The 15,126-nt window shown below is 65.4% G+C and carries 16 protein-coding genes; all 16 read right to left on the bottom strand.

Features of this window, described 5'->3' with window-relative positions; all coding sequences use genetic code 11:
* Positions 1–26 precede the first annotated feature (26 nt).
* Positions 27–761, bottom strand: a complete 735-nt coding sequence (fabG, locus tag AC36XV_RS07235; RefSeq protein ID WP_492203007.1) for a 3-oxoacyl-[acyl-carrier-protein] reductase — start codon at positions 759–761, stop codon at positions 27–29.
* Complete coding sequence (gene fabD, locus AC36XV_RS07240) at positions 754–1,728, bottom strand: ACP S-malonyltransferase (RefSeq protein ID WP_492203008.1); 975 nt, start codon at positions 1,726–1,728, stop codon at positions 754–756. The genes fabG and fabD overlap by 8 nt, the downstream gene beginning before the upstream one ends.
* Before the next feature lie 39 nt (positions 1,729–1,767).
* The gene (gene plsX, locus AC36XV_RS07245) at positions 1,768–2,778 is read right to left on the bottom strand and encodes a phosphate acyltransferase PlsX (RefSeq protein WP_492203009.1); all 1,011 of its coding nucleotides are present in this window, start codon (positions 2,776–2,778) and stop codon (positions 1,768–1,770) included.
* 26 nt (positions 2,779–2,804) lie between these two features.
* Positions 2,805–2,987 carry a 50S ribosomal protein L32 gene (gene rpmF / locus AC36XV_RS07250; RefSeq protein ID WP_492203010.1) on the bottom strand — a complete coding sequence of 61 codons (183 nt, stop codon included), beginning with the start codon at positions 2,985–2,987 and terminating at the stop codon, positions 2,805–2,807.
* Positions 2,988–2,998: 11 nt separating this feature from the next.
* Positions 2,999–3,577, bottom strand: a complete 579-nt coding sequence (locus tag AC36XV_RS07255; RefSeq protein WP_492203011.1) for a YceD family protein — start codon at positions 3,575–3,577, stop codon at positions 2,999–3,001.
* Between the two features lie 41 nt (positions 3,578–3,618).
* Positions 3,619–4,035: a nucleoside-diphosphate kinase gene (ndk, locus tag AC36XV_RS07260; protein WP_492203012.1), complete on the bottom strand. Its 417-nt coding sequence runs from the start codon at positions 4,033–4,035 to the stop codon at positions 3,619–3,621.
* A 25-nt stretch (positions 4,036–4,060) separates the two neighbouring features.
* Positions 4,061–4,936 (bottom strand): succinate--CoA ligase subunit alpha, encoded by an 876-nt coding sequence (gene sucD / locus AC36XV_RS07265; protein WP_492203013.1) that lies wholly within the window; start codon positions 4,934–4,936, stop codon positions 4,061–4,063.
* Between the two features lie 57 nt (positions 4,937–4,993).
* Positions 4,994–6,130 (bottom strand): ADP-forming succinate--CoA ligase subunit beta, encoded by a 1,137-nt coding sequence (sucC, locus tag AC36XV_RS07270; protein WP_492203014.1) that lies wholly within the window; start codon positions 6,128–6,130, stop codon positions 4,994–4,996.
* Between the two features lie 22 nt (positions 6,131–6,152).
* Positions 6,153–7,127 (bottom strand): carbamate kinase, encoded by a 975-nt coding sequence (locus AC36XV_RS07275; RefSeq protein WP_492203015.1) that lies wholly within the window; start codon positions 7,125–7,127, stop codon positions 6,153–6,155.
* 7 nt (positions 7,128–7,134) lie between these two features.
* Positions 7,135–8,514, bottom strand: coding sequence for a phosphomannomutase/phosphoglucomutase (locus AC36XV_RS07280; RefSeq protein WP_492203016.1), 1,380 nt, complete (start codon positions 8,512–8,514; stop codon positions 7,135–7,137).
* Positions 8,515–8,610: 96 nt separating this feature from the next.
* The gene (locus tag AC36XV_RS07285) at positions 8,611–10,155 is read right to left on the bottom strand and encodes an NADH-quinone oxidoreductase subunit N (protein ID WP_492203017.1); all 1,545 of its coding nucleotides are present in this window, start codon (positions 10,153–10,155) and stop codon (positions 8,611–8,613) included.
* An 18-nt stretch (positions 10,156–10,173) separates the two neighbouring features.
* A complete protein-coding gene (locus tag AC36XV_RS07290) occupies positions 10,174–11,745 on the bottom strand; it encodes a complex I subunit 4 family protein (RefSeq protein ID WP_492203018.1) in 1,572 nt (523 codons plus the stop codon).
* 25 nt (positions 11,746–11,770) lie between these two features.
* Complete coding sequence (gene nuoL / locus AC36XV_RS07295; protein WP_492203019.1) at positions 11,771–13,804, bottom strand: NADH-quinone oxidoreductase subunit L; 2,034 nt, start codon at positions 13,802–13,804, stop codon at positions 11,771–11,773.
* Positions 13,798–14,097, bottom strand: coding sequence for an NADH-quinone oxidoreductase subunit NuoK (nuoK, locus tag AC36XV_RS07300; protein ID WP_492203020.1), 300 nt, complete (start codon positions 14,095–14,097; stop codon positions 13,798–13,800). The genes nuoL and nuoK overlap by 7 nt, the downstream gene beginning before the upstream one ends.
* A 6-nt stretch (positions 14,098–14,103) precedes the next feature.
* Positions 14,104–14,631 (bottom strand): NADH-quinone oxidoreductase subunit J, encoded by a 528-nt coding sequence (locus AC36XV_RS07305; protein ID WP_492203021.1) that lies wholly within the window; start codon positions 14,629–14,631, stop codon positions 14,104–14,106.
* Entirely contained in the window at positions 14,628–15,125 is a 498-nt protein-coding gene (locus AC36XV_RS07310) for a NuoI/complex I 23 kDa subunit family protein (protein WP_492203022.1), read from the bottom strand. Before AC36XV_RS07310 ends, AC36XV_RS07305 begins: the two co-directional genes overlap by 4 nt.
* Position 15,126 lies beyond the last annotated feature (1 nt).

Consider the following 15,126-nt stretch of genomic DNA (forward strand, 5'->3'; position numbering starts at 1 on the left):
GCCCCGGCGTCTCGACGAGTCGCCGGTCACATCACCATACCGCCATCCACCACCACCACCTGACCGGTAATGTAGGATGACGCGGGGCCTGCGAGGAAGCGCACGGTACCCGCCACGTCTTCCGGAGTCCCGAACCTGCCGAGGGGTATGCGGTCGAAGAGCGCCGCTCGTGCCTCCTCCGGCAGTTCCGCCGTCATGTCAGTGTCGATGAAGCCGGGCGCCACCACGTTGGCCAGTACTCCCCGGGCGGCGAGCTCCTGGGCCACGGACTTCGTGAACCCGACCAGACCCGCCTTGGACGCCGCATAGTTGGCCTGTCCCCGGTTTCCCGTCAACCCTACCACGCTGGCGATATTGATGATGCGCCCTTCCCGTCTCTTCATCATGCCGCGCGCGACCGCACGCGTGGTCAGAAAGGCCCCCGTGAGATTGGTCTGAAGCACTGCCTCCCAATCCTCATCCTTCAGGCGAAGCAGGATGTTGTCCCGGGTGATGCCCGCGTTGTTCACGAGGATGTCGACCGGCCCGAGATCCTCTTCCACCTGTCGGATCAACGCCGCACATGCCTCCGGATCCGATACGTCGCACGCATACCCTGCGGCCTGACCCTCGCAGGCAGCTGCAGCCTCGGCCGCGCCGGCGGCGGAGCGGGCGACCGCAGCGACGTTCGCGCCGGCCCGGGAGAGCTCGATCGCGACGGCCCGTCCAATGCCTCGCGAACCTCCGGTGACGACGGCTACCCGACCTTCAAGCTCACGCATCCCCGTTCCCCTCCAGGATCGAAACCACGTTTTCCACGTCAGCGGCCGTGCCGACCGAGTGGACCTCGAGCGCCCGGTCGATGCGGCGGATCAAGCCGCCCAAAACCCGCCCGGGACCGAGCTCCAGCCAGAGATCCGGCGTCATCCGGGACATGGTCTGGACGCATTCTACCCAGCGGACCGGCGACGTCAACTGCTCCACGAGCAGCTCGCGCGCACGACCGGGGTCCGTCACGGAGTCCGCCGACGCATTGGCCACCACCGGAAACGAGGGATCGGCCACCCGTACGCCTTCGAGCGCCAGGGCGAGGCCCTCGCGCGCATCCATCATGAGAGGAGAGTGAAACGCACCGCTCACGTTGAGCGGAAGAGCCCGCTTCGCACCGGCCGCGAGAGCACTCTCTCGAGCGTCTCGCACCGCCTCCACATCGCCGCTGATCACCACCTGTCCCGGAGCGTTGAAGTTCGCGGGTACCACGGTACCGGTCTGGACCGAGGCGCAGACCTCCACGACGAGGTCGTCCTCCAGGCCGATGATGGCGGCCATCGTTCCGGGACGCACCGTTCCCGCCCTTCCCATGAGCTCGCCCCGGCGCCTCACCAGCCTCAAGGCGTCCTCGAAGCCGAGCGCACCCGCGGTCAGGTATGCGGAAAACTCCCCGAGGGAATGCCCCGCAGCCACGGCCACCCGGTCGCGAATCTCCTCGGGAAGACAGATCCAGGTCGCATAACTGTGAAGCAGAATGGCGGGCTGCGCGTTCTCCGTGCGCGTGAGCTCCTCTTCCGGTCCATGCCAGCAGATGCCGGAGAGATCCGTTCCGAGAATGTCGTTGGCCGCTTCGTACGCCTCCGCGGCCTCGGATCGATGCTCGGCGAGATCCTTCCCCATGCCGACGAACTGCGAGCCCTGTCCGGGAAGCAGCAGCGCGATCTGGCCCCTGGTCACCTTGATTACCCCCTTTGCCACCCCCACCGATCGAACGGAGGCGTGTATCGGATGTACGGGTCAGCGATGTCGGATGCGCCGCCAGACTTTCGCCCGGCGGGTCAGAGGGTCGAGCTCCGAGGCCAGATCGGCCACCATGCCCGAGTCCAGGCAGGCACCCGCGACCCGGATCGCGTTCTTGATCGCCCGTTCGGATGAGGCCCCGTGGCAGATGACCGAAACGCCGTTGACCCCCAGCAGGGGGGCGCCTCCATACTCGGCGTAGTCCAGCTTCCGGTACACCTCCTGAAGCCCTTCTCCTCCCTTCGCGGCATCCAGGTGCCGGTTCAGCACCCCGGACATGAACGACGCCACGGATTCGTAGAACTTGAGAAGTACGTTGCCCACGAAGCCATCGCACAGCAGCACGTCGCAGGCGCCGCCGATGATCCCATCTCCCTCGACGTTACCCACGAAGTGCAGGTCATCGGCTTCCTCCAGGAGCCGGTAGGTCGCCCGGGATCTCGAATCCCCCTTGGACGCTTCTTCCCCGACGTTGAGAAGTCCGACCCGCGGTTCCTCGATTCCGAGCAGATCCCGCACGTAGACCGCTCCGAGATGTGCGAACTGCAGCAGGTGCCACGGCCGCGTGTCGACGTTCGCTCCTGAATCGACGACGAGAACCGGCGAGGCCGTGGTCGGAAACATCGTGCCCACCGTCGGTCGCTCGACCCCCGGCACGAGTCCGAGAAGGAGGCGGGAAGCCGCCATGACCGCTCCGGTAGATCCGGCGCTGATGAACGCATCGGCGCCGCCGCTGCTGAGGAGCTCCAGACCGACCACGATCGAGCTGTCGGGCTTTCGGCGCACGGCCCTGACCGGAGACTCGTGACCACCGATCACCTCTCGGGCAGGGACGATGCCAAGCCCCTCGGGGCTTCCTTCACCCAGCAGAGGCTCGATCCGCTCCGGATCGCCGACCAGCAGGAGCTCGAAGCGGCCCGGCCACTCCCGGATGGCAGACAGCGCGCCCTCGACGATGACTCGGGGCGCGCCGTCTCCTCCCATCGCGTCCAGCGCGACGCTATGCATGGACTACGCGCTCGGCCGCAGGCCGATCAGAACTCTTCGGTTCTGACGACCTCGCGATCTCCGTAGTGTCCGCACGTCGGGCACACACGGTGAGGCCGCCGCGGGTCGCCGCAGCGCGGACAGGCCTGATGGGCGACGGACGCCGCCGCGTGGTGTGTGCGCCGCTTGCGCTTCCGCTGCTTTGAGGTACGCCTCTTGGGTACCGCCATGATTCGACTCCCTATGCCTCGTTGACTTCGTTGTCTTCACCGGGGTCGGCAGCACCCATCGGCTGCCCGTCCGAAACCAGCGACTTCAGCACGTTCCAGCGAGGGTCTCCGCCCTCCGGGCGACAATCACATTCCGTCTCGTTCCAGTTGGCCCCGCACGCGGGACACAATCCGCGGCATGTGTCGCTGCACACCGGGAACTCCGGCACGGCCAGGATCAACTCCTCCCTCAGGGGGCGGGCCAGATCCACCACACCGGACTCCGCATCCAGCGCATAGACGCCTTCTTCCTCTTCCGACTCTTCCACCGAAGGATCGAATCGATAATCGAACTCGATCTCCAGCGGCCACCGGGTGGGCTCGAGACACCTCCTGCAGGTCAGCTGCAGCTCGGCGCTCAACCTGCCCGTCACCCGAACCCCACCGTGGCCCGCCGCCTCGGCGCGGTATTCGAGCCCCGGCTGCTCGACGAATTCGACGTCCAGCGTGCCCCAGGACCCACCCGAGTCCGGCAGACCGCCGGACCCCTCGACCGGCCCGCTACGTAGGCTGTCGAGCGGGATCCGGCCAGCCGGGAAGCCGCTATTCATAGCCGTTTCTACCCGTCCTGTCAATTGACCGACCGCCTCCGTCACCTCGTCAGCCGGTCGACCCCGGCAAAGAAGAACGAAGACTCCCATTCCGCGTTCTCGGGCGAGTCCGACGCGTGAATCGCGTTGCGCTCCTTGCTCTCAGCGTAGAGGGCCCGAACCGTCCCCTCATCGGCCTCTGTCGGGTCGGTGGCCCCGATCACCCTGCGAAGCTCCGCGACCGCGTCCTCTCGCTCGAGGACCATCGGCATGCACGGACCGGACGTCATGAACTCCACCAGCGAGGAGAAGAACGGCCGGTCCCGGTGCACGCCGTAGAACCTCTCTGCCTCGCTGCGCGTCAGCCGTTTCACGGCAGCGGCGACGATCCCGAAACCCGCCGCCTCGAGGTGTGCGATGATCTGACCCGCTTTTCCGGACCCGAACGCATCGGGCTTGATGATGGTCAACGTCTGCATGGCAGTTCCGTTCGTGGATGTTCCTCTACGCCTCGAGCCCGCGCCGAATCAGGCCGACGACATCGGCGGGCCGTTCGGCCACCTCGATGCCGCACTCGCGGAAGGCGGCCATCTTCTCCGAGGCCGTACCTTCGGAGCCCGAAATGATCGCACCCGCGTGACCCATTCGCCGCCCCGGAGGGGCCGTCTGGCCCGCTATGAAACCGACGACCGGCTTCGTCATGTGATCCCGGACGAAGGCCGCGGCCACCTGTTCATCCGTGCCTCCGATCTCCCCGATCATCGCGACGGCCCGTGTCGATGGATCGTTCTCGAAGGCGCGAAGGCAGTCCACGAAGTCGGTTCCGATGAGCGGGTCGCCACCGATCCCGACGCAGGTCGACTGGCCAATCCCGTGACGCGTCAGCTGGAAGATCACTTCGTACGTCAACGTCCCGGACCGACTGACGATTCCGACCGGCCCCGGCACCACGATCTGACCGGGAAGGATGCCGATCTTCCCCACTCCGGGGGCGATGAGGCCCGGACAGTTGGGCCCGATGAGCCTCGCCCCCTTCTCCCGGACGTACGGGAGGGCCCTCATCACGTCGGCCACCGGTACGCCCTCCGTGATGCAGACGATCAGGTCCACCCCGGCGTCCGCCGCCTCGAAGATGGCGCTCGCGGCGAATGCGGCAGGCACGTAGATCACGCTCGCGTTCGCACCCTCCTGCTCTACCGCTCGCGCCACCGTGTCGTAGACAGGCACGGAATCGTCGAAGGTCTGTCCTCCCTTGCCCGGAGTGACCCCGGCCACCACCCGGGTTCCGTATTCGATCATCTGCCGCGCGTGGAACGACCCGTCCCGCCCGGTGATGCCCTGGACGACCACTCGAGTGTCGCCATCGATGAATATGCTCATGCTTCAGAATCCTCTCACGGTCTGCGCCATCTGCGATTCGCTTCGATTCGGTCCGCTCTACGCGTCGGCCGCCAGGGCCACGGCGCGCTTGACCACCTCATCCATGTCGGTCATCGCCTCGAACCCGTTCTCCTTCAGGATCTCGACCGCCAGGTCCTCGTTCGTGCCGGTCAGCCGGATGGCGATCGGCAGCCCCACCTCGATCCTCGTCGTCGCCTCCACGATCCCGTTCGCCACATCGTCGCACCGAGTGATCCCGCCGAAGATGTTGAACAGGATGCTCTTCACATTCGGATCGGAGGTGATGATCTCGAAAGCCGTGACCACCTTGTCGGGATTCGACGAGCCTCCGATGTCCAGGAAGTTGGCGGGTTCGCCGCCATAGTGCTTCACCAGGTCCATCGTAGCCATGGCCAGCCCGGCACCGTTCACGCAGCAGCCGACGTTCCCGTCCAGCTGGATGTAGCTGAGACCGGCCTCTCGCGCTTTCCGCTCGGACGGATCTTCTGCCGATTCGTCCCGCATCGCCGAGACCTCCGGCAGTCGGAAGAGCGCGTTGTCGTCGATGTTCATCTTCGCGTCGATCGCCTTGACTTCCCCGTTGGGAGTCGAAATCAGCGGGTTGATTTCCGCCAGCGTGCACCCGGCCGCCCGGTAGGCCTCGTAGAGCTGCTGGATGATGCGCGCCGCCTGACGAGCGAGCTTCGGATCGTCGTACAGGGCGTAACCCAGCCCGGCGGCCTGGTGCTGCAGCAGTCCGTACCGGGGGTCCACCGAAAGACGGTGAATCGCCTCCGGCTTCGTGGCGGCCACCTCCTCGATGTCGATCCCCCCTTCCGAGGACACCATGATCACATCGCTCTGCGATCCCCTGTCCATCACGATGCCCAGGTACGCCTCGGTTTCGATGTCCTCGGCCGGGGTCACGAGCACCTTCTCGACGGTCAAGCCCTTGATCTCCATGCCGAGGATCGCCGCGGCCTTCTTCTTCGCGTCCGCCGCGTCGTCGGCCAGCTTCACCCCTCCGGCCTTCCCGCGCCCGCCTGCATGTACCTGTGCCTTGACCACGACCGCGCCGCTGAATGCTCCGGCGATCTGCTCCGCCTCCTCGGGAGTGGTCGCCACTTCACCGGGTGGTACCGGAATGCCGTGCTCCCGGAGGATCTCCTTGGCCTGATACTCGTGGATGTTCATGACTGCCCTTGCCGTGTCGTGTTCATTCGAAACCGCCGGATGCCGGAAGCCCCGGCGTTATGGTCGTGCCCGCCTGACCGGCCAACCCGGCCGGTCCTTCGTGCAGATCCGCGATGATCGCCCGCTCTCCTCCGCCCTCCACGAACTGAATGGCCGCCTCCACCTTCGGTCCCATGCTCCCGGCCCCGAACTCCCCCGAAGCCAGCATCGCGCGGGCCTCCGAAGCGGTCATTCGTGGAACCAGTCTCGCCGAGTCGGTCCCCCAGTTCTCGTATACTCCGTCGACGTCGGTGAGGATCAGGAGCACCGACGCCTCGATCTCGTTGGCCAGAAGAGCGGCGGCCCTGTCCTTGTCGACGACCGCGTCGATTCCCTCGAGGCCGAGCTGCGGGTCGTCGTACACGGGAATGCCACCGCCACCCGCGGCGATGACGATGTCTCCTCGCCTCACGAGCTCCGCCACCATGGCCGATTCCACGATGGCTGCAGGCGCCGGGCTCGGCACCCTGCGCCGCAACTGCCCCTTCGAATCGGTCTCGATCCGTATTCCCTCCGATCGCAGCTCTTCCGCCACGCCGGGCCGGATGCCGCGACCGATGAACTTGGTCGGCTCGCGCAACGACGGATCCTCGGGATCGACGAGGGCCTGAGTGATCAAGGTTACGACCCGTCGATCGCTGCCCGCCTTCCGGAGCGCGTTCTGAAGCGATTGCTGGATCATGTAGCCGATCCAGCCGGCCGTGGAGGCGACCAGCACGCCGAGAGGCAACTGCTCGACCCGGGCCCGAGCCGTTTCGTTTCTCTGCAGCTCGTCTCCGACCTGGGGTCCGTTCCCGTGGACGACCGCGACGTTCCAACCTTCGAGCGCCAACCCGACGATCGACTCGAGGCTCTCCCTCGTATGACGAAACTGGTTGGAAACCGACGCAGACTCCCCCGAGGGTGAAAGCGCGTTTCCCCCGATCGCCACCACGACGGAACGGCCGCGTGAGATCAATGGACTCCTACCGTGCGGGGAGCTCGGGTACGCTGACTCCCTCGCCGGCGAGATACTCCGCGACCTCATCCCGGATCCGGCGCAGGCCTTCCGAAGTCTCCGACTCGAATCGAACGACGATCACGGGTTGGGTGTTGCTCGCCCGGATGAGTGCCCAGCCATCCTCGAAGTCGATTCGGGCTCCGTCGATGTCGTTGACCGGGTGGTGGCTTCGGAAGTGCTCGACCGCGCGCATGACGACCTTGAACTTCCGGTCCTCCGGGCAGTCCACACGCAACTCGGGTGTCGACGGATACGCCGGGATCCGCGCCGCGAGTTCCGAGAGCGACCGGCCGCTTCGCTGTACGAGTCCGGCCAGACGCGCTGCAGCATAGATCGCATCGTCAAACCCGAAATAGTTGTCCGCAAAACAGATATGTCCACTCATCTCACCCGCTATAGGAGACCCGGACGCCTTCATGCGCTCCTTGATCAGCGAGTGCCCCGTCTTCCACATCACGGGCACGCCCCCGGCCCGGCCGATGAGCTCCGGCAGGGCCTTCGAGCACTTGACGTCGAAGACGATCTCGGCCCCGGGGTGCCCGGGCAGAGCATCCAGGGCGTACAGCAGGAGGAGGTGATCGCCGCGTACGATTCGGCCGTCGCCGGTCACCGCTCCGATCCGGTCGGCGTCGCCGTCGAGACCGACGCCCAGATCGGCACCCGTTTCGGTGACGCGATCGATGAGGTCCACGACGTTCTCGTCGACGGTGGGATCCGGGTGGTGGTTGGGAAAGGTGCCGTCCGACTCGCAATACAGGCAGTCCACCTCGATGCCCGCCGCTCTCAGGGCCTGGGGAGCGACCACGGAGCCCGTTCCGTTCCCGCAATCCAGTACCATTCGAACGGGCCCGTCGACTCGCGCCCGCTCCCCGATCTCGGCGGCGTACCGTTCGAGGATCTCCCGCTTCTCATGGTGCCCTGTCCCCGAGGTGAAGTCATCGGACTCCACCCGGCGTCGGAGCTCCTGAATGGCTTCTCCGTAGAGCGACCGGTCTCCCACGATCATCTTGATCCCGTTGTACTCGGGCGGATTGTGAGAACCGGTGATCTGGATTCCACCGTCGGTGTTCCAGATCGTCGCGGCGTAGTAGAGGGTCGGGGTCGGGACGGTACCTACGGTGATGGTGTGGGCACCCGAGGCGTTGAGCCCCGCGACGAGAGCCTCGGCGAGCTCCGGAGAGCTCGGTCGGTTGTCGTGCCCGACCACCACGGTCGGTGCCTCCACCGTCTCTCTCAGGCGGCTCGCATACGCCCGTCCAACGGCCCCGGCGATCGCGATCGTGAGATCATCTCCCACGATCCCGCGAATGTCGTACTCCCGGAAAATGGTGCTCGATACGTTCATGAAACCTGTGCGTAAGAGGAACCTGCCCGGGCGGTCGGAGTTCTGGTCGCGGCCCGCGGTCGGAAAGGAATCCCCCGGCCGTCAGGGGGCCGGGAGTCAGTCGGCGCTCGTCTCCGTGACTCCGACGGGAGGCACCGCCGGTCGCAGCAACGGCGACGTCTGGCGCGGTGCCAGATCCGCTCCGGCTCGCTCGGCCGTCCGGATCGCTTCACCCGGAAACAGACCCGAGACGAGGATGACGATCGCCGCCACCACCGCAGCGAATCGGAACGGGACACCTGGAGTCGCGGGAAGAGCTGCGTCCTCGGGCGCCTCCTCGAAATACATCTTCCAGATCACCCGGAGATAATAGTAGTAGGAGACGAAGCTCGTGAGGACGAGAATCACCGCGAGCGCGATCTGCCCCGCTTCAACGGCCGCGATCAACAGGTACAGCTTCCCGATGAAACCGCCGGTCGGCGGAAAACCCGCGAGGGACAGCAGAAATACCACCAGCAGCGCGCCGAGGAGCGGCCGGCGCCACCCGAGACCACGATAGTCCGAGAGCCGCCCCCGGGAGCCTGACGCCCCCTCGACGACTCCGACCATGGCGAACGCCCCCAGCGTCATGACGGCGTAGATCGAGAGGTACAGGAGCGCCGCCGCACGACCTGCCGCAGAGCCCGAGACCACGCCCACGAGGAGATACCCGGCATGCGCGATGGAGGAATATGCAAGCATCCGCTTGACGTTGTCCTCCGCCAGGGCGATGAGATTGGGCACGATCATCGTCAGGACGGCCAGCCACCAGAGGATCGCCATCCAGATCGAGGCGGCGGGAGCGAGTTCAACGGTCACGATTCGCAGCAGGGCGGCAAACCCGGCCGCCTTCACGCCAGCAGCCATGAAGCCGGTCACCGGGGTCGGAGCGCCTTCGTACGCATCCGGGGTCCACATGTGGAAGGGCACCGCCGACACCTTGAAACCGAAGCCGACGACCACGAGCGCCACTCCGGCGTACAGGAGGACGTTGTTCTCTGCCGCGCCTCGCGCCACTTCCGAAGTGACCAGCGCCAGATTGGTGCTCCCGGTGGCTCCGAACAGGAGAGCGATGCCGTACAGCAGGAAGCCGGACGCGAAGGCACCCATGAGGAAGTACTTGAGCGCACCCTCCGATGACCGCGGATCCTGTCGATCGAAGCCGGTCAGGACGTAGACCGCCAGCGACATGAGCTCGATCGACACGAATACCACGATCAGGTCCCGCGCCGCGGCGAGCAGCATCATGCCGACCGCGGCCATCAGGACCAGGAAGTAGAACTCCCCGATGTCGATGCCCCTGCGGCGCACGTAGTCGAAGGACAGCAGCAGGGCGAGCAGGGTCGCCCCGAGGACCAGGAAGTTGGTCGCCAGTCGGAACCCGTCCACCGCGATCATTCCGATCGGCTCGGACACTTCGAAGCGGGCCAGGTAGCCATTGGCGATCAGTGCCACCACGACACCCGCTACGGCCGTCCAGCGGACCCACGACCGGCTCGGTCCCGTTCCCGATCCGCGCTGGAATACGTCCAGCGTGAGAACCACGAGACCCGTGGCCGCCAACAGCACCTCGGGCAGGAGAGCCCAGAAGTAATCGGCCGGGGATATGAAATCCAGGATCACCTGTCTAGTCCTCTCGGTCTACTCGTCGATCCCGAGGATCGGCATTCGGTCGAAGCGCACCTCCGACGACTCCATGACGCCGGGAGCCAGGGCGGCCCGTGTCTCGATCTGGTCGATCAGAGCATCCACCGACGCCGACGTTCGCTCGAGGAATGGCTGCGGGAAGACGCCGATGAGCACGATCATGATGAGCGCAGGAGCGAGAACCAGCCTCTCGCGAGCTCCAATGTCGCGGAGCGTGCGGTTCTCTTCCCTGTCGATCTCGCCGTACAGGAGCCGCTGCACCATCGGAAGCATGTAGGCAGCGGCGAAGATCACCCCGGTCGCCGCGATGAACGCCGCCACCGGGTACCGCTGGAACGTTCCGATGAGAATCAGGAACTCGCCCACGAAGCCGTTCGTACCGGGCAGCCCGATGGAGCTCAGGGCCACCAGGAGGAAGCATGCGGCGAAGACCGGCATGACCTTCGCGATCCCCCCGAAGTCCTCGATCATTCGCGTGTGGCGCCTTTCGTAGATCATCCCGATCAGAAGAAAGAGCGCCCCGGTGGAGATCCCGTGGTTCACCATCTGGAGGATCCCGCCCTGAATGCCCTGCGTGGTGAGGGCGAACAGCCCCAGCATCACGAAGCCGAGGTGGGCGATCGAAGTGTACGCCACCAGCTTCTTGGCGTCCGGCTGGACGGCCGCGACCCACGCGCCATACGTGATCCCGATCAGGCTCAACACGATGATCGTCCCCACCACCGCCGGGCTGGTCGCGGCATGCGAGAAGAAGGGCATGGCGAAACGGAGGAACCCGTAGGTGCCCATCTTCAGCAGCACCCCGGCCAGGATCACCGAGCCTGCGGTGGGAGCTTCCACGTGGGCGTCCGGAAGCCACGTGTGCACCGGGAACAGAGGCACCTTGATCGCGAAGGCCAGGGCGAACGCCGAAAAGAGCGCGAACTGCAGGTTCCTCGCGATCGGAAGCTGAACGAGGTCGTTGTACGCGAACGTGACCACTCCGAACTGCTGATAGTACAGGTACACGATGACGACGATCGCGACCAGCATCAGGAGAGATCCGATCGCGGTGAACAGGAAGAACTTCACCGCCGCGTAGATCCGCCGCTTCCCTCCCCATACCCCGATGATGAAGTACATCGGGATCAGCATGATCTCCCAGAACAGGAAGAACAGGAAGAGATCGAGGGCGATGAACACGCCGATCATGGCCGCGAGGAGCAGCATGAGCATGGCGTAGTACGCGCGCTGCCTCTGCTGGATGTACGAGTAGGAACCGAGCACGGCGAGCGGCGTCACGAACGTCGTCAGCAGGACCATGAGGATGGAAATCCCGTCAATGCCGACGGTATAGCCGATTCCCCACGCGCCGATCCAGGGGACCGAGACGTAGTTCTGCAGCGCCGCCGTTCCGGAGCGGAAGGTCCAGAACAACGGCAGCGAGACGAAGAATGAGGCGACGCTCGTCACCAGCGCCACGTGCCGGGACGCCTCTTCCTTCACGACCAGGCAGCCGATCGCACCCGCGAGGGGCAGGATCAGCAGCAGGCTCAGGACCCAGTGGCTCTCGAAGAAATTGCTCAAAGCTCTATTTCGCTTGCTGGGTTCGCTACAGCATCAACAGGGCGAGGATCAGCACCACACCCGTCACGAACCAGAACATGTACCCGGCGACGCGGCCCGTCTGGAAGAGGCTCCCCACCCACCCGACCATCCGGGTGCCGGAGGCGAGGGTGTTCAGCGTACCGTCAATCAGACCGGCGTCGACGATCCGCCAGCATCCCCGCCACAGGGCGAGGAGCGGTCGGATGATCAGACGATCGTACAGCTCGTCCACGTACCACTTGTTGTACAGGATCCCGGCCAGCCCTTCCGGCTCGGGCGAGTCCGCCGCCCTTGCGTACCGGCGCTGCACCAGCGCCCGGAAGGTCAGGATCACGACGATGAGCGCGAGGCCGGTCGACAGGATGGCCCACAGGGCCTCTCCCCCTCCGATCGGCGACTCGTGCGCCTTGTGGAAGCCATGCTCGGCCATCACCTCGCGGGCCGGCTCCATGACCGGTTCCAGCCAGTGGTGCAGCGCATCCACCGTGGGCAGACCCGGCAGGGCCTCCGGAATCTGCACCCAGCCCCCGACGATGGAGAGCACGGCGAGGATCGCGAGCGGAACCCACATGACGGCCGGCACCTCCCGAAGGTGAGGCTTCGCATCCTCTCCGGTCCGGTTCTGACCGTGAAAGGTGAGGACCATGAGGCGCGTCATGTACCCCGCCGTGAGGACGGCCGCCGCCAGCGCCACCACCCAGAGGACAGAGTAGCCGTAGGCCCCGGCGCTCCAGATGATCTCGTCCTTCGAGAAGAAGCCGGCGAACGGAAAGATCCCGGCGATGGCGACCGTGCCGATCCACATCGTCGCCCAGGTGATCGGCATGAAGTTCTTCAACCCGCCGTGGTTGCGCATGTCGTTCGGGTCATCGTGCCGGTGCACCTTGTGCAGCGCCTCGTGCATGGCATGGATGACCGCACCCGACCCCAGGAACAGCAGCGCCTTGAAGAAGGCGTGCGTCATCAGGTGGAAGATCCCGGCCGTGAACGCGCCGATACCGACGGCCAGGAACATGTAGCCGAGCTGGGACACCGTGCTGTACGCGAGGACCTTCTTGATGTCGTACTGCTGCGTCGCGATGGTCGCCGCGAACAGCGCCGTTCCGGCCCCCACCGCTGCCACCACTGCCTGGGACACCGGGGCCATGGCGAACAGCACCCCGGCTCTGGCGACCAGGTAGACGCCCGCCGTGACCATCGTCGCGGCGTGAATGAGCGCCGAGACCGGGGTCGGACCGGCCATGGCGTCGGGCAGCCAGACGTAGAGCGGGATCTGGGCCGACTTTCCGGTGGCGCCCAGGAAGAGCATGAGCGTGATGAGCGTCGCCACTCCTCCGGAGAACACCAGCGTCTCCGGTGCGGCCGCGAAGACCTCCGTGAAGTTCAGCGTGCCGAAGTGAGCGAAGATGAGGAACATCGCGACCAGGAAGCCGAAGTCCCCGATGCGGTTCACGATGAACGCCTTCTTGCCCGCGGAGGCGAAGTCGCGGTTCTCGTACCAGAAGCCGATCAGCAGGTACGAGCAGAGGCCGACCCCCTCCCAGCCCACGAACATGATCGGGAAGTTCGCACCCATCACGAGGATGAGCATGAAGAAGACGAACAGGTTCAGGTAGGCGAAGTACCGGGAGTACCCCGGATCCGCCCGCATGTAGCCGATGCTGTAGACGTGGATGACCGAGGAAACGCCCGTCACGACCAGCATCATCAGGATCGACAGCTGATCGAACTGCAGGTCGACCCCGATCGACAGCCCCCCTGCCGCCATCCAGGTCCACAGCGACACGATGGCCGGCTCGTGGAGCGCCGCCCCCCGCATCGCGAGGAAGTTCGCCACCACGACCGCGAACGCCGCGATGATCGCCAGGGGCCCGACCAGGCCCGGCACGCGCTTGTTGTCTCGCCAGAGGAACGCCCCGAGACCGTTGATCACGAACCCCGCCAGGGGGAACAGGAGAATCAGTCCCGGAAGGATCGGCTGATAACCGCCCTCGGCGTGCTGCACCACCCGCAGAACCGTCTCTAGGAAGTTCACCATTTCAGGAGATTGATCCGATCGACATCCACGAGCTCGTAGTGCCGGAAGATGGCGATGATGATGGCCAGACCGACGGCGGCTTCAGCCGCGGCGACAGCCATGACGAAGAACACGAACACCTGGGCTTCGATCCCGAGAGACCTCGAGAACACGACGAGCGTCAGGTTCACGGCATTCAGCATCAGCTCGATGCACATGAACATGATGATCGCGTTCCGCCGAATCAGCACGCCGGCCGTGCCGATCGCGAACAGGAGCGCACTCAGGAGAAGCGAATAGGTCTCGATTTCCATTCCGACTCACGGTGCCTTTCGTCGCGCCAGCACGATGGCCCCCACGATGGCCACCAGCAGGAGCAGCGAGGTGATCTCGAACGGAACCAGATAGCTCTGGAACATGGGCTCGGCGATGACGCCGATGGCGCCCCGCGACTCGAGCAGCGCGTCCATGGTCGCCTGGCCCATGCCGCCTGCCATGCCCGTCGCCTGCCCTTCCCGCAGCATGACGAAGAACAGGCCCAGGAGGGCGCCCCCCATCACGATCCCGATCAGCCGGTAGAACGGCCCTCGCAGATCCCCCCTCTCCGTGCGCCCCAGATTCAGGAGCATGATCACGAACAGGAAGAGCACGAGGATCGCCCCGGCATACACGATGACGTTCACCGCGGCGATGAAGTGGGCATCCAGAATCACGAAGATGCCCGACATCGCGAAGAAGGCCGCCACCAGGTACAGAAGGCTGGCCACCGGATTCTTCGCCAGGACCATGGCAAGGGCCCCACCGATCGCCACGACGGCGAAGAGCGCGAAGAAGAAGTCTACCATCATTCGGACGCCGGGTCGGCGGGATCCCAGAGAGCCGTGACCGGATGGTCGTTGTCGCACAGGCGGGCCAGGTCGTATACCCATCGCTCCCGACTGTACTCGGCGTTCTCGTAATGGACCCCTAGATGAATGGCCTCGACGGGACACACCTCCTGACAGAACCCGCAGAAGATGCAGCGGAACTCGTCGATCTCGTACACCGCCGCGTACCGTTCCCCGTTCTCATCCTCGGCCGGAATCAGCTTGATACAGTTGACGGGACAGACGGTAGGGCACAGACCGCAGCCGACGCACTTCGCCCGTCCGTCCTCGTGGACCGCCATCCGGTGCGTGCCTCTCCACCGGGGGCCGAGCTCCCACTTCTCGTCCGGGTACTGCTGGGTCGGCTTGTCCGGTCGGAAGAAGTGTCCGATCGTGATTCCGAGCCCCTTGGTGATCGCCCGGACGTACGAACTCTCCGCCTCCGGCCTTTCTACGATGCGCACTTCGCCGGGCATG

The organism is Candidatus Benthicola sp., from assembly GCF_058719085.1.